The sequence below is a fragment of the Sinomicrobium kalidii genome (assembly GCF_021183825.1).
In the GTDB taxonomy this organism is placed as follows: domain Bacteria; phylum Bacteroidota; class Bacteroidia; order Flavobacteriales; family Flavobacteriaceae; genus Sinomicrobium; species Sinomicrobium kalidii.
On record NZ_CP089211.1, the window covers coordinates 3,630,105 to 3,647,600 of the forward strand.

The window sequence follows — 17,496 nt, forward strand, 5'->3', positions numbered from 1 at the left end:
ATTTCCTGTTCCGGAAGCGATATTTTTCGCCAATTTATAAAAATAACATCACTTGTGAAGTCCGTGTTGAGGATTTCACGATTTTTATATGCATATCCCGGTTCTGTATTCCCCGGTTTCAGCGATTTTTTTTTCTTTTTTTCCTCCGGTAAAATTCGATAAAAAGAGCTGTACAAAGCAGTGCTATCAACGTACCTGAAACAATAATTTGCGAAGAAGCCGGGAGTTTTTCCTGCTGTATATTTCCGTAGTATACGAACCCGCTCCAGTAATAGGGGGATTTTTGAATGGCGGGTATACTTTCATTTTCCAGGTAGGATATTTTGGATTGGTGATTGGCGGCCGAAGCAGCATTGTTTTTGGTGTAATTTTTATAAAAGGACGTCATGATCCGCGCCGTGGCCCGGTCGTTGACCTGCCAGAGGGAAAACAATAGTTTTTCCGCACCGGCATACTGGAAGCCCCGGGCAATGCTCATGGCGCCTTCGCCTTTTTGCAGCTTGCCGATACCCGTTTCACAGGCACTGAGCACTACGAGTTCCGGTTTTAGCCGCATTGCGTATAATTCGTGTAAAAGCATGGTATCGTCGTAGAACTCCACACTGGCAGGGACTGTAAAATCTCCCCCGCCGGCGTGGGTGGAAAGGTGTATAATATCGTATTGTTCTGCCCGGTGTAAAAAATTTGCCCTGGTAGCATTTTTCCCGGTCAGGAAATCGGCATTGGTCAGGTTTCGGATGTTTTCGGCTTCTTCTTTGGAATAACGGAGTTCGTACGGACTGTTCTCAAATATCGGGAAAATCCCGAGTAATTTTCCGGTTTTCCGGTTTTGCCCGGTATTGAGGTAAAAGGCGGCCGATGTATTGTAAACTATTTGTTGCTGCTTTACGAGATAAGGCATGGTAGTATAAGTACTTCCTGGCGCCGGTTCCGTAAGAAGGGCTTCAAACGGGATGAAATGCAGCAGCCCGTCAGGAACAATAACCAGGTTTCCTGCAGACAGGGAATGTCCCGGAATCAGCTTTTTGTATAGGTGATGAGCAGTTTCCGTGTAGGATGAAACGGCATTGTGGATAGCAGACGGACTGTCGAAAAAGGAAATAAACCTTCGCAGAACTTCCTCATGGTCCGAAGTGACGGATATGCGTTCCAGGGCAATTCTGTCCTCCGAAAACAGAAAGACGTAGAGGTGTTTTTTTCCGGAAAAATATACGATCATGGCAGCTTTTTCCTCCCGGAGCTTTTCCTGTAAGCCGACAACGGAAACATCCCTGAATTCCCCGTGGCCGTATTTTTTGCCCGTTTTTTCGCGAAGGGATTTTAACTCCGGATAAATGGTGTTGAGGGTTTCGATGTGGTGTTGTACAGCATCCTGTTTTCCAGTGAGCTGTGCCCGGACCAGTTTGTTGATGACAGTTTCCTGTTGCCGGGAGAGCGCCTGTTCTTTTCGGAGAAGGGAATCCTCCGGAAATCTTTCCGCCAGTGATCTCTGGGCGAGGATGTCTTTCAGTACAGAGGCCTTGCTTTGTTCGGCGTATTCGAAAGCGCGTTCCAGATAGCGGATATTACCGGTATTCTGATAGGCGTCATACAGGAAAGCGATGCATCTTTCGCTTCGCGAACGGTTGTCTGCCCGGTGTATGATCTTTGCTTCCGGAGAGACGATCCGGTCTCCCAGCAGATCGGTGACAAAGAAGGCGAGGTCGTAGTAGTGCAGGGCTTTCTCCACATCGGTCTGAAGTGTCGCCAGGGCATCGAAAATGGCAATAAACGTATTTTCGGGATAAAGGATTTCCGGGGAGGGGTGTTTGTTGCCTTCCTTATCGGGGAGTAAAAAGCCAAGCGCCCGGAACAGTAGTTTTTCCGCTTCGGGCTTGTTCTGTTCCCGTATGGAGAGTTCGGCTTTTTCCACATAGAGTTTGGCGAGGTCCCTGGCAGTAAAACCCTGCTGTTTCAACGCCGGTTCCGCAAGGTTGAGGTATTCTTTTGCCTTGGTGATATGGCCCCGGCTTTTGGCCAGCTGCGCCATGTTCCGGTACATCTGCGGACTTGTTTGCGGATGGTTTTGTACGGCTCTTTGCAAAAAGGTTTCTGCTTTGTCATACGCTCCCAGGGCAAAATAGTTACTGGCCAGGTTGTTTAGTAATTCGGCTTTTTGCCCGGCTTTAAGGCCTGGTCGTTGTAAATGTTCTTCGATAAGCCGGACGGCAGTCCGGAAATTTCCCGTATTGTGATATACTACCGACAGATTGAGCACCCCCGCGGTTTCCTGCGCCCCGTTTCCCTGTTCCCGGGCCAGGAACAGGTATGATTTTATAGTGTTTTCGGCCTGGGCGAAATCTCCCGAAACCGTATAGAGGTTGCCGAGCGGTTTCAGGCAGAACTCAATAATGTCATAACCGGGGCGCTGATGGTTTTGGTAGTTTTGCCATGCTTTTTCATAAGAAGATATTGCTTTTCGAGGCATTCCGGATTTACGGTAATAATAACCCATATTGCAACGGAGGATCAGTAAGGCCATTTGCTCGTCCGGAGAGTCGGCACGGCCTGTAAAAACAGGGACTTTCCTTTCCAGTTCCCCGAGGAAACCTGCGGAGGGATTTTCGACCAGTTTATCTACCGCCCGGTAAATACTATCCGTAAGCTGGGCCCTGACAGTAAGGCTCAGTAAAAGAAAAGCGTATAAAAGGAGTGTTTTTTTCATCATACCTGTTAACTTTCCCCGCACCCGGAACATTCCGAGGGCTAAAATTTCCATATGGCATAGAGCTGTACCTGGCTGTGGGGACTGTTGAAATTATAGACATAACGTGCGCCGATGCTGGGGCCTATACGGGCAAAACCGACATTGAAGCCCGCAAAGATACCGGTCTGGAAATTGGCAAAGGCCGTTGTGGATTCGGTTTGTGTGACAAAATCCCTGGTATCGTCGCGAAAATTTACGCCTTCGGAGGGGATAAGCAGTGTGTATTCCCCTGTTGAGGTTATGCAATGTTTGCTGCTGAGGTCCGCCTTGAGTTGCAGACCCGTGCCTACGGCAAGAAAATTGTTGAGATTGTACCTGTAGGAAGCGGGAACGAGGTAAAGTGAAAGATTCCGGTATTCGTTCAGGGCATCAATAGCGTAGGAATCGACAAAACCATTTTCATTGACGGTCTCTTCCGTGAATTGCCGGAGCTTGTCAAAAGAACCCGCAGAGACCATGAGTTCGGCCTGGAGGTAGCCGCGATAAGACTTGTAGGGTGAAATGGTAATACCGGCAAAATATTCGCGATGGTTGTCGAGATCCGGGCTTATCATGTAACCCGCCTTGGCGCCAATGGAGATACCGGGGAGAAAACGGGTGGTGGCGTAATTGGTAATGACAGGTTCGTTCTTGTCGAAATAAATGGCTGTACGGCTTTTGGTTTTCTTTTTGTGAAAATCCTTTGCCAGTTTTATGCGGTATTTTACAAAACCTTTTGTGGAGTCGTATTCCTTGATATTTTTTTGTTCACTGCCCGGAAGATAGATGTTCTTAAAGGTGAAAATGGCCTTTTTGTCGGTAAAGGTAGTGTCGATACAGCTATATGTAATATTCTCTTCTTTCGGGCAAACGGGACATTCGGGATAGAGGTCTTCGATCTCCAGGGTGTTTTTGTCGAACATATCGGGAATATCGGTTTCCAGGCGTATGGTATTGGCAGGACCTTCGCCGTTGTTCTGAAACCTGATCTTAAAGCGGAAGGTCTTGAACCGTACCAGCCGATAGTTCATCACCGTGGCGTTGGATGACATTTTATTGGGATCGTGTGAAGTGACGATCTCCATTTCCATTTCCCTGACCTTGTGGTTGTCGTAGTTTTCATCCGGGACATAGATGCTTCTTACGGAGACAATAGCGCTGGTATCCTTGAGCATTTCCGGCGTAGTGCGCAGGGTGAAGAAAACGTTGCGTTCCTCTCCGGGCGACATGTGGTCGAACTCAAGAATGCTCCGGTCCTTGTAACGGGCTTTGGCCTCTTCCAGGGTAAGAGGCAGGTTTACCCTTTCGGTGGAGTCCTGCCATTTTTGGGTGAGGAATAAGGTGCCTTTTTCCGCAGAGGCCAGTAAGGCAGTTTCCCGGGAGATGTCCCCGGTGTATGCAAAACCGTCTTCACGGACGGACTTCTCTCCGTGATAGGTTCGCGTATCGGTGAGCTCAAAGTTTTTGTCCTTGTATTGCTGTTCGTTGTAAAAGAGGTAGATCTTTCCGCCGGTTACGTATGCTTTGGGATTTTTGTAGCTCAGGACAACTGCGATATCTTCTTCAGGAACAGGTTCCCGGTTGCGCTGCAGGCTCAGGTCGTCTTCAAGTGAAGCCCGGGCTTCATAAGTTTCCGTTACTTTGTCCACCTTTACCTTTTGCGGACGGGTGGCGGGTGTTTTGCCGTTGTCGTAGTGATTGGTGGCCCATAGGTTCACTTCGTATTCGCCTTCTTTTTTATACACGTGCCGGGGGTGTTCTTTCCTGCTGAAATTGCCATCCCCGAATTCCCAGAAATAGGAGTAATAGGCTTTCGGTGCTCCCGCGATCTGTATGAGCGGGGGAGGTTGGGGGATGAGTTCCACAGCGTTCCCGGATATGTTGTAATCAAAAGTAGCCGTACGTTGTACGCTGTCGGCAGATTGTTCTTCCTGTGCAAAGATGCAGCAGGAGGTGAGTATAAAAAGTAAGGAACCCGGAATTCGCATGTGGTTGGTTGTTTAATTAAAATAAAGGTACGAAAAGTGATGACATTTCAGTATCGCCGCTTTTCGGGATACTTCCTGTTCCGGAAGATCGTTGCTAATGGAAATGAGCCCTTTCTGCATTGGTTGCTTCCGTGTGTTCCCGGTAGGACTTAACGAATAGTTATTACTAAACATGTTCATGGTACTTTTCTGGTTTTGTATGGTTTTTATAAATACGGGGTTTGCCATGTATTGGAATTGTAACTTTATATCAACAGGGAGTTTTGATTGTTACCCCTTTTTTTATTTTTTTCTGGAAGTTGAAAAAAGCAGGTGTTATTCAGGAAGTTGAAGTCTATGGCAGTTCCCCGATCACGGATAGAAGTTCTTCCAGGGTAGCAGTCGTCGTTTCGCTGTAAGCAATGGTATAGACCTGGTTTTTTCCTGTGGTGACATTTTTTATGGCGTAGCGCCACAGCCCGCTATCTGCAGAGACAAATATGAGGTGTACTTCCCGGTCACGGGGAATTTGCCTGAACGGGTCTGAAAACACATTTGTTTCCGCATCAAAGGCCGGAAGTTGAGCCAATCCGTGTTTTTCACCGGAATAGGCGATATATACCGATGCGTTTTCCGCGTTATAGCCTTCGGTTACCAATACCCGTAAACCCGTTTTGGGTTCTGCAAAGTCACGGGGCCGGGCAATACCAACCCAGCCGGGACCACCGGAAAAAAAGGTGACGTAACGGTCGTTTTCCACAAAGAGTTCACCCTGGGGGTCGGGTTGCCAGATAAAAATTCCGTTGTCGTCTTCCATGCCGTTCCACAGGATCATGTCCTGATCCGGGCCTCCTGTGAGGGAAACGGGGACCTGTAATTGTGTACCGCAGTTGTTGGTGATTTGTTGTTCGTTTTGTATAATGTTTATGTAAAAAATCCCGCCCGATACCAGAAATGCCCTTTCTTCTGTTGCGGTCAGTCCTGTTGTGGGCTTGCCGGAAGCAAGCATATCACCATGGTTGTACAGTTCCGTGAATTGCAGGGTGACGTTTCCGGATACCGGTTCTCCTGCTCCAACAGAGAGGCAGCCCGGGGCGATCTGCAGCACAGTTCCGTTGTCTGATGTAAATGTTATACCTTCTTCTGCATTAAACTGTATTTCCTGCCGGGAAGTATTTCGGGCATTTTCCTGTATATCCGTGAACTCCAGGGGCGCGGGCGCTTCAAAGCTTGTTTCTTCTGCCGGGTCGTCACAGCAGGTATCCCGGTCACAGCCGGAGAGCATGAGCAGGGAGAGGAAAAGGAACGGAAAGGAGGCAGGTTTCATAACAGTACGGGTTTGGCCGGCTTCCCAAATGTAACAAAAAAGTTTTATCCCGAATGAGACAAAAGGGATAAGCGGGCAGTGAAAAATAGAGGTGACAGGGATATGATACGCCGTTATAAAAAAGAAAACCCCGCAAGCTGTGATCGAACGGAGCGGGGTTTTCTGCACTAACAAACCTAAAGAGCCGGATATATTTTTACGGCAACATGTTTATGGCGTTTACAAGATCTTCTTCGCTTCCCGTGGTCGTGTCTTCGAGTGCAAAGATGTAAATGTCGTTCTCGGCTACGGTTACCCCCTGGATGGCATAGCGCCACTGGTCGTCTTCTTCGGTGACGAAGATGACGTGCATTTCCAGTCCTACCGGAATTTGCCCGTAGTGTTCGGAAAAGGTACCGGTGTTGGCATCAAAGGTGTCCAGCTGGGCCAGGGCATTTTCCTCACCGTCGTAGGAAAGATACACGGCACAATTTTCATTGGTGAAACCTTCCGGTACCTGCACCTGCAAGGTGGTTTTCGGCCTCGGGTCGTTGTAAAAGCGATCTACGTTGGTCCAGCCGAATTCCCCAAAGAATGCGAAATACTGGTCACCTTCTGCAAATACACCCTCTTCCTGTCCGATGGCACCTTCCTCCCTTTCATCCCATACCAGGTTGCCGTCATCGTCTATGGTCCCTGCCCAAAGCGTCATATCCTGGTCGGGCCCTCCGGTCAGGTCTGCCGGGATCATCATCTGCATGTTGCAACCGGACTCCAGCGCTTCACCGTTTTGGGTGACATTTACATAGAATTCTCCCCCGGATATCAGAAGCGCTTTGTCACCTTCCGTAGTGAGCCCCACAGTAGGTCTGTTGGCAGGAAGCATATTTCCCTTTTCAAAAAGTTCGACATACTCCAGGTCCACTTCTCCGGTTACCGGATCGCCGTTCAGGGATAGACATTCTCCGGAAATGTTCAGGACTACCCCGTTATCCGAAGTAAAACTGATGCCGTCCTCCGCATTGAACTGGGCGGTTTGTACCCGGTCTTCCAGAGCAGCATCTCTCAGTGCATTAAACGCTTCGGCTGTGGGGGCTTCGAACGGAGGTTCTTCTATAGGTACGATCCCTTCGTCATCGCTCAGGGAACAGGCAGTGAACAGAAGTGTTGTCAAAACTAAGATCGCCAATGGTGTTTTTACATTTTTCATGATTTCTACTTTTTAATTAATATCTCGTTTTATCCTATATCCGCCCATCCTGTTATTTGTTACCCCCTTGCCCGGATTTATTTTCTTTCCTTTGTGTATCTCCGGCCTTTTGTGCGGGGAGCATGGATGGCAGTTATATCCCTATATCAAATAGCGGCTTATTTTGTTACCCCTCTGCAAAAACTTTTTTATTTTAGTCCGGTAATACTGTTTGCATGGCAGAAAAGAAGGTACATGAGGACCAGAAATATATAGATGGCCTGCTGAAGAACAATTCGATAGTCATACGGTCCATATACGAAAGGTTTGCACCGAAAGTGGTACGTTATATCCGAAACAATAGCGGGGATACGGGCGATGCGGAAGATATTATCCAGGAAGTCCTCGTTATTATATATAAACAGGCCAGGGACAAGGGACTGCAACTTAGCTGTCCTTTTGACGCTTACTTTTTTCTGCTCTGTAAAAGGCAATGGTTCAACGAACTGAAAAAATCTTCCCGGAAAGAGGTAACAAGAGAAGGTGAAAACGTATATAAGGACGAAGGGGCGGAAGCACTGGTCATGGAGACGGATATTTTCAATGAAAAAGAGAAACTTTTTACCGCGATGTTCGACCGGCTGGGAAAAGCCTGCAAGGAACTGCTGCAAACGTCATTCCGGTTAAAATCCATGGAAGAGGTTGCCGAAAAGCTGAACATATCCTATGCCTATGCACGCAAGAAGAAATCACTGTGTATCGGAAAGCTTACGGAAATGATACGCCAATCGCCCGGATATAAAAAAATAAAATCCTCCTGATGATGGAAGAGCGTGATTATATATTGTTTGAAGCCTATCTTTCGGGGGTAATTTCCCCGGAGGAAAAAGAGAAGCTTAAAATGAGGCTGGAAAAGGACGGGGAACTGAAAGCGTCCTTCGAGCTCTACAAAGAGACTTCCGCCCACCTGGAAAACAGGTTCGGAAAGGAAAAAGATACTATAGCTTTCCGGGAAAAGGTGTCCGGTATTTCAGAAGTGTATTTTCGTGATGCGCCGGGCAGGAAAAAAGGGTTCCGCAAATTGCGCCCGTGGCAGATGGTCGCGGCGGCCGGTGTGCTGGTGATCCTCGGTATTTTCTTATCGCGCAGGATGAGTGTTCCCTCTTATGACGACTATGCCGGTTACCCGGAAATTAGCCTGGCCGTACGCGGGGAAAGCAATACCGTTTTACTGCAGGCAGAGACCGCCTTTAACAACGGGGATTACGGGGAAGCGGCCACACTGCTCGGAGAAATAGTGAAAGGAGGCAATACCAATCCGGAAATACAACTGTATCGCGCTATTTCACTGGTAGAGCTCAACCGGTTCGGGGAGGCAGATGCCGTATTGGACAGACTTATGGATTCCGGTTCCGTAATCCGGTATGATGCCATGTGGTATGCGGCCCTGAGTAAACTGAAACAAAAGGACTTTTCGGCCAGTGCGGATATCCTGGAAAGAATACCCGAAAGTGCAGATCGGTACAAAAGGGCGCAAAAATTGCTTAAAAGACTGGAATAATAATCGTCTTTTCGGCAATACTTTTCGTTAGTCAAATCTTATAAACATATCCTTAAAGTTAAAAGTTACCCTGTTAAATTTTTTCATAAGGTCCTGGCCCAGGTTGCCGAGGTAGTGATTGTCCGGCTTCAGGGGTTCTTTTAATACCATAATGGAATCCATCCTGATCTCCCGGTTGCCGATCTCCGGTGTAAAGGTGATGTACATGCCCCTTTTGGTGATATTTCCGCCCGCACCGCCGATGCCCACCTCGGTTTCTTCATAAACGCTATCCAGCACTTTTTTGTTTTTCTCGTAGTACGTATCGTATAACATGCTGCCCATAGCCCCGGTATCCATGGTGTAGGTACCCCAGCCGCTTTTGTCTTTCAGGTATATTAAGGGGGTGAGGAAATCAATGGCCATGTTTTTTTCTGCTGAAGTTGTTTGTTGTCTCGGTACTATGAACCTGTTGTCCCTGGTGATCTGTATTTCCTTCATGGCTTCGATAACGGGAAAACCGATAATACCGTGAATCTGGTAGTCTATTTGCGGAAAGGCAAGCGCCTCATCGGGGAAAACCAGAAAAACCGCATTACGAATGATAAGACTGTCAAGGAAAAGTTCGGGAGCTATGGCTATCCGGGATTTTATTTCATGACCGGCTATGCCGTCTACGTTAACCGTACCGTCCAGGAGAATGAGGCCGAAACGTTGTGCGGCGGTCTCCGTGATTGTAGACAGGTTGGCCCCGGTATCAAGAACAAATTGTTGCTGCACCGTATCGCGGGAAACCAGAAGATTCTGGAGTTGTGCTTTGTCCCTTGTGATTTTCAGGTTTACGGTATTGTTGATCGCTATCTGTTGCTTGGGCTGATCTTTCAGGGCAGACCATATGACCAGGGTGTTTTTGTGGTCTTTTTCTTCTTCATCGGTGAGCCAGTCCGGATATTCGGAAATGAGACGTGCCAGAGCATCCCTGGCTTTTTCGTATTCACATAGCTTGGAATAATTAACATGTCCAATGGAAAGTATCCTGAATTTCAGACTGTCCGATATTTCAGAACCGTGCTCGTTCAGGAGGAGGTTCATTTTGTGGATGGACGAGTCCGGACGGTTAAAGACATTATTCAAAAAAACACCGGTTTTGAGCCTGTGGAGTTCGGAAAGATGGTTGAGGTTTTCCTTATATATTTTCCGGGCGCGGAAATAATCTTTCGCGTTGATCAGGGAGTCGATTTTAAGATAGATTTCTTCGCTACCTGCCTGTTTTACCTGGCCGTTGACTATTGTGGCGAGCAGCAGGAAAATGGTTGTTATTGTTCTGTAAACAGAATGTTCCGGGTTCATTTTCAGATTTTTAAAGGTTATCGATCGGATAAGCTAAAATTAGAAAATAAATCCGTAACCCGCGTGTTCTTCAGGTGTTTTTAATTTGTATAAAAGGCGTATATAAAAAAAATATAATCTTATTTTCCCGACCTGAATCCGGTTGCTTTCTTTTTCCCCGAAGCAAAATCGTAAGCTATGCCTGCCATACATCCCCAGGAAAAATACCAGAGCAGTTCGGTTAAGGGGACGTTTCCCAGGACGGTAGCCCCGTACGGTGTTCCGGAAAGCAATCCGTATGAATCCCAGTAGGTAGGCGATATGAGGTTAAAAATAATCGCATAAACCGGAATGATGATCAGCAGGGTAAGTATTCCGGAGACCAGTAAAGGTATCCACAGGTCTTTCCGGATAGAAGCCATTATGACTGAAAAGATGATAAAGGCGATGGAACTGACAAAAATGGAATTGAACCCCAGCCAGTTGTTAAAAAGAAAAAGCGCCCCGATCCCCGTCAGAAAAAGAAAGGCAAAGTGTTTTTTCCTGCGTTGTTCCCCGTTGGAAAAGGTTCTCCGGAAAACCACGTCATATACCGAGACGGCCAGGCCCGTAATGAAAAAACCGAACAAAAAATCTTCCGGGGAAACGGTGGCCAGACCTACTGAAGAAGGAGGACGCCAGTAATCGCGGAAATACCAGAATTCCGCGATCAATCCCGCAAGACCGCCCATTACACTTGCTTTTAACATTTTTCTTCTTAAATCGGGCCTGGAGCGAAAGAAAATAAGCCAGGGCACACATAAAAACACGGAAATGAACAAGTAGATGAATTGATCCATGGAAGGGTGATAATGGTTGGTTTAATGCCCGTAAAGTTAATAAATTCGTTTTATATCAGGGGATTTTCCATTTTTCAAAACCTGATAACAGTGTTGGGAGACGGCCTTTCCCGGTATTTTTCCTGCCCGGAATCCTTTTTTGCCGGTGTCCATGGTATTTTTCCGAAGCGGGAAAAATCTTTATAATAGCCGAGAAGGGTGAAACGTTCAAACAAAAAGGGAAGGCCTTCCGCGCCCAGAGGTGAATCGGTATCGGCTACGTGCAGGTGCAGGTGAGGCCCTGTGGACTGCCCGGTAAAACCGAGAGAAGCGATAACTTCACCTTTTTTGACTTTCTGTCCCGGTCTTACCCGGATGCTTCCCGGTTTAAGGTGTTCGTAAAATACGTAACGATCGTTACCGATGTTCAGGGATACGTAATTTCCGGTGGCTTTGCCCGCCGGGTATTTCGGGTGACCGGAAATGGTGGCACTTTCCGTAAAATCATCCCTGGCCGATGCTACCGTACCGTCTGCAACGGCAAGTACATCAACGCCGTATCCGTACCAGTTTTTAACCAGGTCTTTATCGCCTTTTACCAGTTTGCCTTCACTATCCGTTTGCATAAAGTCAATGGCAAAACGCCCGGGTATCCGTGCTTTTCCCTCCACGGTATAGAATACCCTGCGGTGCCCGCGTTCCCAGTCCGGGCTGTAGATCGCTACCCAGGGGCCGCCGCGTAACGGAGGACCGAGAACAATTGTTGTTTCCCGGAGGTCAAATGCCGGCCCCGTAAATGAAACCGGTTTGTTGGCTCTGTCCGGATGTATAAACTGAAAGTTGTGTACAAGTGTCTTATTTTTTACTCCGGCCGGCAGGGTAAACTCCATAAATATGACACTCGCTCCTCCCGGAGGTAATACATTGTCCGGGAGTTGCTTTGCCGTGTCTGTTGTTTTATGCCGAAACTGCCATTGGTCGCCTGTGATCGAGAAAACAGGAATGCTGTCTGCTTGTCCCCGGACTTCCAGTCGGGTGAACTTTACGGGGCTATCGGAGAAATTGGTGAGGTGCAGTTCGTAATAAATCGTGGGTTTTCCATCTATGGTAACAATTTCCGGCAGGTGCCCTATGCGTACATCCGGGGTTTGCACATATTCCTGTCCGGCTACCTTTTCCGTAAAAAGGATACACATCGAGAGGAACAGAAGTAGGGTAGCTAATGGTTTCATCAGTGCTTTTTTGTTATTTCTATGCTAATGTATTCATTATTTGGGTATTATCCGGTTACGATATCCTTTTTAACTTTTCTGGGGCTATTTTAAATTTATATATAAATCTCTGTGGTAAAATAAAGCCCATGACATAACAGATCACGGCTCTCTGAGTTTTTAAAAGCTCCTCCCTTCATCCCGATTGTCCCGATATCCATCGGGATCGGGAGAAGGGAGGTGGCACGACTTTAGTCGTGACGGAGGGTTTGAAATCCCAAACCATTGGATAAACAAAGTGTTTGGGTGCAATTCCCAGGGCTTGGGCTGGTCAAACTCCCCGTCCTGCACAGCAGGACATCCCTTATTTCTTATCCATTGTTCACGTTAACCCAATTAACTTTTTGTGAGTAACGGGACTGTCAATCTGTATACAAGGAACAACACACTTCCATGGCTGCAAGGAGGTCAATGATCTTTCGGATATTGATATGATACCCTTCTACACGGAGTATCCTGTCGCAATCTTCCAGGTCGAAATTGATATGCGTGTTGGGAAAATGATGTGACAATACGAGGATGCAACTGTCTGCCGTAGTGGCGTCGGTAACATCGGTTTTAAATATTTCTACGGTGGTGCGGGCAGTTCTCATCATACCTGTTTTCGGTGATGTGGTTCAGTCTAAAGTATAGCGGATACCGGCGTTCAGGTAGAGCGAATTTTTAAGGTCAAAATCGTAAAGGACGTTATCGTCCAGTTTATAGGTTTGGATCTGCAGTTCGTTGAATATGGAATATCCGCCCTCGGCAAAGAGGGAAAATGATTTCCCGATCTTGTAATGGTATCCCAGTCCGCCTATTACAGCCAGGTGTGACAGTCTGCTCTTTTCCTTTTCCTGGTCGGGAAGTACGGGTTTGCCGATATTGGCCAGCGTCCAGTCCAGTTTGGCAAAGGGTTGTATGGCACTGCGTTTGCTGAAGTTATAGTTGAGGTAAAAGCTGGGCACGCCCAGGTGATAGGACAGTTTTTCATTAACGATACGATAGTAAGAGACTACCCCGACGGGAAAACCGAGTTGCAGGTCGTAAGCCATGCCGAAGGAAAAAAATGCGGTGTGCTCTTTATTGGACATGGTGGCCACAACATAGGCGGTAAGGGTAAAATCCCTGAACTTCACCGCGCCGTCAAAATTTGAGGAGACCCCGGGTTCTGCGACGGCCCTGAGACTCCATTTGGAATTGAGTATCCTGAGATACCCGGCCTTTACAGAGGCGGCGTGAAACCTTTCTAATTCTGAAGTAGGGAAAGATTGACGCCTGTCTTCAAAATCAAATGAAGAATGAATGTAGCGGGCACCTAATATCAGGGAATTGCCTTTTTCATTGACGGGAATGGTCTTCTGAAATGAAAATTCAGACCGGTGGATACCCGCTCTGTCATTTTTGGAAAGCAGGGAAGAAGATACGGAAAGACCGTCTCCCATCTGGGCGTAGCCGGTATTAAAGCCTGCTAATACGGCTACTGCAATGAGTTTTTTCATGAATTTGCCTGTTTTATCAGTTTTTCAGGCAAACATAGGCATCGGTAGACTGTAGAAATTGTACGATTTCGACAACAGTACGGCAGGAAAAAGCAATGTTATCAGTAGATTGTACCATGGCGAAATTTTTTTCCCGGAATTGTTTCGGTGTAAGGGTGGTAACCTGCTTGAATTCCCGGATAAAGTGCGATTGGTCGTAATACCCGCAGGCATATGCCGTTTCCGTGAGCGAAACCGTATCGGAAGTGTGCATGAAACGCGCTGCGTTGTTAACGCGTTTGATCTTTACGAGTTCAGAAGGGCTCAGCCCTGTAATTTTATTAAACTTTCGTTCGATGGTTTTATAGCCGGTACGGTACAGTTTTCCGAGTTCACTTATTTTCAGCGGAGCATTTCCCAGCAACAGGGTATTGGTGCACGATTTCACAAAATTATAATCATCCGAAGCGTTCGAATTTTGCAGTTTTTTGAGCAAGAAGGCTTCAACCAGTTCAATTCTGGCGGCATCATCCGGGGCTTCGTGTACCTGTTCTTCCAGCAAAACGTATTCCCGGCCGAAAAAAATATCCAGGGCATAGTTGCGGTTGGCAAACAAACGGGCCGGAATCCCGAAAAAGGGAAAGGACCCGCCGGGCCTGAACCTTACGCAGAAATGTTTCAGCCTTCCGGGAAGGATAACGTGCGAAGACCTGTTTTGAATACCGGAGATATGGGAACCCTCGACAACTTCTTTTTTTCCGTTTTTCACTTCGGTATGACCGTCTCCGAAATTGAAGACGAGTTCAATATTGCCGTCAGGAAGAAACGATTCCATTTCCCGGGCAGATACGGCACTGGTGACATCTGTACTCCAAAAACACTCCACGTATTCCGAAAGTACCGGATGTGGTTTGTATTCAACATATTTCATTTGATGAAGGAATGTAACTTAACAACGGGAAAGGAGGTATTGTAGTATGTTCGGCCCTAAAACAAAACCTCTGCATGGATGTGAAGGGAATATAAAATATCTTCTACCTTTTTGATGCTAACATACGGTCCCTCTACCCGCAATATCTTGTCACAATCTTCCAGGTCGAAATTTATATGTGCTTCAGGAAAATGATCGTTCAATACCGAGACGACCTTACCGGCAACGGCCGTGTCCGGTACATCGGTCCGGAAAATTTCCACGGTAGATTTAAAATTGTAGACAGGCATAATAATTTTTTTTGGGATGTGCCTATTAGTTCTTGTTTTAAGAAAAATGTTACAGTTTACCATGTTATAATTTGTCCGTTTTCCATCACGTGGCCCGGTGCTATCACAGAGGTCATGATAAAAATGTCTTCTTCTTTCAGGTGCAGGCTTCCGGAAAGGATATCCAGGAGACTTTGCTGTATGTTCCGTATGTCCTGTTCGGCCCATAGGTTGGGAAGGAAGAGGTTTACAATTACCTCATAGGATCTCCCGGCCTGTACGAAACCGCTGATGAGGTTAAGGCAGATGTCCTTTTCCGCCACACCAATACGCATGCCCCATTCCCTGACCATGGTGTCCAGCAGGGTTTCCGGGATATCCTTTCGTTTTACAAAACAGTTGGCAATGGGCATGGGCGGTATTTTAAAACTTGCGTTCCTGGAAAGGCAGGCCTTTTCCGTCTTCGCAATAGGTTTTCAGGCTCAGGAGGAACATTCCCCAGTTATAGTTACACCAGCGGTAGAATTCGGTCACTTCCTTCCAGTTGGCGTGGTTCAGGGTCACTGTGGTCACCCCGTCTTTTTCGGTGAGGTTGAAAATTACCGAGGTGCCTATCCATTCCGGATCGGATGCCACGCAATTCCACACGATCTTCCTGTTTTCGTCAAGATGATCTATTTTCATTTTGGTTGCGTAGCCGTCGTCAAAATCAAATTCGTTGATAAAACCTTCTTCGGGACGTACCTTCAGTTCTCTGGTCCACACTTCAGAAAGACCTTTTTCCGTAGTCAGCGCTTTATATACTTCAGAGGCGGGGACTTTTATATAGTTTATATGTTCGATGTTTGCCATGGGGGAAGTTATTTTTAGTGGTTGTTTATTAGAGAATTTTTTCAGTAGATGACAAAAATTGAATTTCGATAATTTCTCGATTTGTTACCCCGGCCCTAAAGGGAGCAAATCGAGGAAAATCAGGCTCCCTTATAGGGTCGGGGTAAAACCGATTTTTCTTTAATCCCGGTCAAAACAATTTTTAGTATTCGGCAGGCGCATTGATCATCCACTGTTTGCCGAATTTGTCGGTAAGCTGACCGAAATAGGCATTCCAGAACTGCTTTTCAAAAGGCATGTCGACCTTGCCGCCTTCTGCCAGTTGGCCGAAAATCCTTTCTGCCTGTTTCCCGTCGGGAATTTCCACGGTGAGTGATATACTGTTGGTATTGTGGGCTACGGGCTGTCCGGGAAAGCTGTCGCAGGCCAGTATGGTGTTGTCGTTAAAGGTAAGCTCGGCATGCATTATTTTGTTTTTGTGGCTTTCCGGCACATCCATGGGGGCCTCGGTAAAACGGCGAAAGCTGGTCTCCCCGCCGAAAACGGATTGGTACCATTGGAGGGCTTCCTCACAATTATCCTGAAATCGGAGGTAAGGCATGAGTTTCATAATATTGTGTTTATTTGGTTTTGTTATTACAATATGCTAAAGTAAAGCGTAATTTTGGCATTCAAGGAGGTTATTCCGCCATTTTATAGGGGGATTCGGGACAAAATTGTATCTTTAGAGGCTCCTTTGGACGGTTTTTTCCGTAAATAAGTGGTTGTTATTTAATTGTTTAAGCTACAATTAAAGACCGGCCATTTTCGGGAAACGTCAAAAAAGGGGAAAGCACCCGCAGCTTTATTTTATACGATCTGTTTAAAAAACGCAATATACCCAATGGAACTATCTATTTTACTGACATCCCACCACCGCCTGCTCAGTGTGGCGGCCATGCTGGATGTTTTTCAATCTGTTAACCGCTATTTTACCGAAGCGGGAAAAGCGCCTTTCTTTGACATTCAACTGCTTTACGGGGCAAGCGAAGACTATAAGGACCGGTATAACGGATTTAACACGAAACCCATAAACGGGGTCAGCCGTACGGACCTGGTCCTTATTCCGGCTTTTGCCTCGGAAGATATCAGAACTCTTATTGCCGGGAACAAGGATATTATCTTTTGGCTGAACACACAATATAAGCAGGGGGTGGAAATAGCCAGCTTCTGTACCGGGGCCTTTTTATTGGGGGCATCCGGATTGCTTAACGGCCGGAAAGCCACTACGCACATCAATGCCACGACGGCCTTTGCCAACAGCTTTCCGAATGTGTTGTTACAGGCCAGGGAAATCCTTACCGAAGACGGCGGGGTGTATACCAGCGGTGGCGCCACCAACAGTTTTCACCTGATGCTGCACCTCATCAAAAAATACTGCGGGGTGGAAGCGGCCATTTACATTTCCAAAATGTTCGCTATTGATATGGACCGCGAACAACAGGCCTGCTACGGGACGTTTACGCCCAACCGTAACCACGGCGATGAACTGGTAAAGGGCATTGAACAGTATATCCATGAAATGTACCCGGAAATACACACTATAGAGGAAATTGTAAACGAAGTACCCTCCAGCCGGCGAAACATGGTACGGCGGTTTAAAAAGGCCACGGGAGTTACGCCCATTGTCTACCTTCAGAAGATACGTATGGAAGCCGCCAAGAAAATGCTGGAACAGACCAATAAAAGCATTATGGAGGTGATGCTTGAAGTGGGGTACCGGGATGAAAAATCGTTCCGGAAGCTGTTTAAAAAGAATACGGGCACCACACCCGTGGCCTATAGGGAAAAGTTTAAAGGGGTGGTACTGAATGCGTAAAA

The 17,496-nt window shown here is 46.9% G+C and carries 18 protein-coding genes; 3 read left to right on the forward strand and 15 right to left on the reverse strand.

Features of this window, described 5'->3' with window-relative positions; all coding sequences use genetic code 11:
• Positions 1-118: 118 nt before the first annotated feature.
• The 5 genes from LS482_RS14650 to LS482_RS14670 form a co-directional block, all read right to left on the reverse strand.
• Entirely contained in the window at positions 119-2,707 is a 2,589-nt protein-coding gene (locus tag LS482_RS14650) for a CHAT domain-containing protein (protein WP_233028264.1), read from the reverse strand.
• Between the two features lie 38 nt (positions 2,708-2,745).
• Entirely contained in the window at positions 2,746-4,713 is a 1,968-nt protein-coding gene (locus tag LS482_RS14655; protein ID WP_233028265.1) for a PKD domain-containing protein, read from the reverse strand.
• Between the two features lie 12 nt (positions 4,714-4,725).
• Positions 4,726-4,941 carry a hypothetical protein gene (locus LS482_RS14660; protein WP_233028267.1) on the reverse strand — a complete coding sequence of 72 codons (216 nt, stop codon included), beginning with the start codon at positions 4,939-4,941 and terminating at the stop codon, positions 4,726-4,728.
• A 106-nt stretch (positions 4,942-5,047) separates the two neighbouring features.
• Positions 5,048-6,019, reverse strand: coding sequence for a hypothetical protein (locus LS482_RS14665; protein ID WP_233028268.1), 972 nt, complete (start codon positions 6,017-6,019; stop codon positions 5,048-5,050).
• A gap of 196 nt (positions 6,020-6,215) precedes the next feature.
• Positions 6,216-7,208 (reverse strand): hypothetical protein, encoded by a 993-nt coding sequence (locus LS482_RS14670; protein ID WP_233028270.1) that lies wholly within the window; start codon positions 7,206-7,208, stop codon positions 6,216-6,218.
• Positions 7,209-7,423: 215 nt separating this feature from the next.
• Here LS482_RS14670 and LS482_RS14675 point away from each other — a divergent pair, with 215 nt between their 5' ends.
• Entirely contained in the window at positions 7,424-8,008 is a 585-nt protein-coding gene (locus LS482_RS14675; RefSeq protein WP_233028271.1) for an RNA polymerase sigma factor, read from the forward strand.
• Positions 8,008-8,748, forward strand: a complete 741-nt coding sequence (locus tag LS482_RS14680) for a tetratricopeptide repeat protein (protein ID WP_233028273.1) — start codon at positions 8,008-8,010, stop codon at positions 8,746-8,748. The genes LS482_RS14675 and LS482_RS14680 overlap by 1 nt, the downstream gene beginning before the upstream one ends.
• A gap of 27 nt (positions 8,749-8,775) precedes the next feature.
• Here LS482_RS14680 and LS482_RS14685 read toward each other — a convergent pair whose 3' ends face one another.
• From LS482_RS14685 to LS482_RS14730, 10 genes are all read right to left on the reverse strand, one after another.
• Positions 8,776-10,077: a retropepsin-like aspartic protease gene (locus LS482_RS14685; protein WP_233028275.1), complete on the reverse strand. Its 1,302-nt coding sequence runs from the start codon at positions 10,075-10,077 to the stop codon at positions 8,776-8,778.
• Between the two features lie 119 nt (positions 10,078-10,196).
• Positions 10,197-10,805 (reverse strand): lycopene cyclase domain-containing protein, encoded by a 609-nt coding sequence (locus LS482_RS14690; protein WP_233028276.1) that lies wholly within the window; start codon positions 10,803-10,805, stop codon positions 10,197-10,199.
• 164 nt (positions 10,806-10,969) lie between these two features.
• Entirely contained in the window at positions 10,970-12,106 is a 1,137-nt protein-coding gene (locus LS482_RS14695) for a M23 family metallopeptidase (RefSeq protein ID WP_233028278.1), read from the reverse strand.
• A gap of 401 nt (positions 12,107-12,507) precedes the next feature.
• Positions 12,508-12,741, reverse strand: coding sequence for a hypothetical protein (locus LS482_RS14700; RefSeq protein ID WP_233028279.1), 234 nt, complete (start codon positions 12,739-12,741; stop codon positions 12,508-12,510).
• 21 nt (positions 12,742-12,762) lie between these two features.
• Positions 12,763-13,626: a DUF6268 family outer membrane beta-barrel protein gene (locus LS482_RS14705; RefSeq protein WP_233028281.1), complete on the reverse strand. Its 864-nt coding sequence runs from the start codon at positions 13,624-13,626 to the stop codon at positions 12,763-12,765.
• A 16-nt stretch (positions 13,627-13,642) separates the two neighbouring features.
• Positions 13,643-14,536: a helix-turn-helix domain-containing protein gene (locus LS482_RS14710; protein WP_233028282.1), complete on the reverse strand. Its 894-nt coding sequence runs from the start codon at positions 14,534-14,536 to the stop codon at positions 13,643-13,645.
• A 56-nt stretch (positions 14,537-14,592) separates the two neighbouring features.
• Complete coding sequence (locus tag LS482_RS14715) at positions 14,593-14,826, reverse strand: hypothetical protein (RefSeq protein WP_233028283.1); 234 nt, start codon at positions 14,824-14,826, stop codon at positions 14,593-14,595.
• Positions 14,827-14,882: 56 nt separating this feature from the next.
• Positions 14,883-15,218 (reverse strand): hypothetical protein, encoded by a 336-nt coding sequence (locus LS482_RS14720; RefSeq protein ID WP_233028284.1) that lies wholly within the window; start codon positions 15,216-15,218, stop codon positions 14,883-14,885.
• A gap of 10 nt (positions 15,219-15,228) precedes the next feature.
• Entirely contained in the window at positions 15,229-15,657 is a 429-nt protein-coding gene (locus tag LS482_RS14725; protein WP_233028285.1) for an SRPBCC family protein, read from the reverse strand.
• A 181-nt stretch (positions 15,658-15,838) separates the two neighbouring features.
• A complete protein-coding gene (locus LS482_RS14730) occupies positions 15,839-16,246 on the reverse strand; it encodes a VOC family protein (protein ID WP_233028286.1) in 408 nt (135 codons plus the stop codon).
• A 273-nt stretch (positions 16,247-16,519) separates the two neighbouring features.
• Between LS482_RS14730 and LS482_RS14735 the strand changes: the two genes are divergently transcribed.
• Positions 16,520-17,494 (forward strand): GlxA family transcriptional regulator, encoded by a 975-nt coding sequence (locus LS482_RS14735; RefSeq protein ID WP_233028287.1) that lies wholly within the window; start codon positions 16,520-16,522, stop codon positions 17,492-17,494.
• Positions 17,495-17,496 lie beyond the last annotated feature (2 nt).

Bases quoted from the DNA above. Each gene is read 5' to 3' on its own strand.
- LS482_RS14650 (WP_233028264.1), bottom strand. From the start codon at position 2,707: ATGATGAAAAAAACACTCCTTTTATACGCTTTTCTTTTACTGAGCCTT.
- LS482_RS14655 (WP_233028265.1), bottom strand. From the start codon at position 4,713: ATGCGAATTCCGGGTTCCTTACTTTTTATACTCACCTCCTGCTGCATC.
- LS482_RS14660 (WP_233028267.1), bottom strand. From the start codon at position 4,941: ATGGCAAACCCCGTATTTATAAAAACCATACAAAACCAGAAAAGTACC.
- LS482_RS14665 (WP_233028268.1), bottom strand. From the start codon at position 6,019: ATGAAACCTGCCTCCTTTCCGTTCCTTTTCCTCTCCCTGCTCATGCTC.
- LS482_RS14670 (WP_233028270.1), bottom strand. From the start codon at position 7,208: ATGAAAAATGTAAAAACACCATTGGCGATCTTAGTTTTGACAACACTT.
- LS482_RS14675 (WP_233028271.1), top strand. From the start codon at position 7,424: ATGGCAGAAAAGAAGGTACATGAGGACCAGAAATATATAGATGGCCTG.
- LS482_RS14680 (WP_233028273.1), top strand. From the start codon at position 8,008: ATGATGGAAGAGCGTGATTATATATTGTTTGAAGCCTATCTTTCGGGG.
- LS482_RS14685 (WP_233028275.1), bottom strand. From the start codon at position 10,077: ATGAACCCGGAACATTCTGTTTACAGAACAATAACAACCATTTTCCTG.
- LS482_RS14690 (WP_233028276.1), bottom strand. From the start codon at position 10,805: ATGTTAAAAGCAAGTGTAATGGGCGGTCTTGCGGGATTGATCGCGGAA.
- LS482_RS14695 (WP_233028278.1), bottom strand. From the start codon at position 12,106: ATGAAACCATTAGCTACCCTACTTCTGTTCCTCTCGATGTGTATCCTT.
- LS482_RS14700 (WP_233028279.1), bottom strand. From the start codon at position 12,741: ATGATGAGAACTGCCCGCACCACCGTAGAAATATTTAAAACCGATGTT.
- LS482_RS14705 (WP_233028281.1), bottom strand. From the start codon at position 13,626: ATGAAAAAACTCATTGCAGTAGCCGTATTAGCAGGCTTTAATACCGGC.
- LS482_RS14710 (WP_233028282.1), bottom strand. From the start codon at position 14,536: ATGAAATATGTTGAATACAAACCACATCCGGTACTTTCGGAATACGTG.
- LS482_RS14715 (WP_233028283.1), bottom strand. From the start codon at position 14,826: ATGCCTGTCTACAATTTTAAATCTACCGTGGAAATTTTCCGGACCGAT.
- LS482_RS14720 (WP_233028284.1), bottom strand. From the start codon at position 15,218: ATGCCCATTGCCAACTGTTTTGTAAAACGAAAGGATATCCCGGAAACC.
- LS482_RS14725 (WP_233028285.1), bottom strand. From the start codon at position 15,657: ATGGCAAACATCGAACATATAAACTATATAAAAGTCCCCGCCTCTGAA.
- LS482_RS14730 (WP_233028286.1), bottom strand. From the start codon at position 16,246: ATGAAACTCATGCCTTACCTCCGATTTCAGGATAATTGTGAGGAAGCC.
- LS482_RS14735 (WP_233028287.1), top strand. From the start codon at position 16,520: ATGGAACTATCTATTTTACTGACATCCCACCACCGCCTGCTCAGTGTG.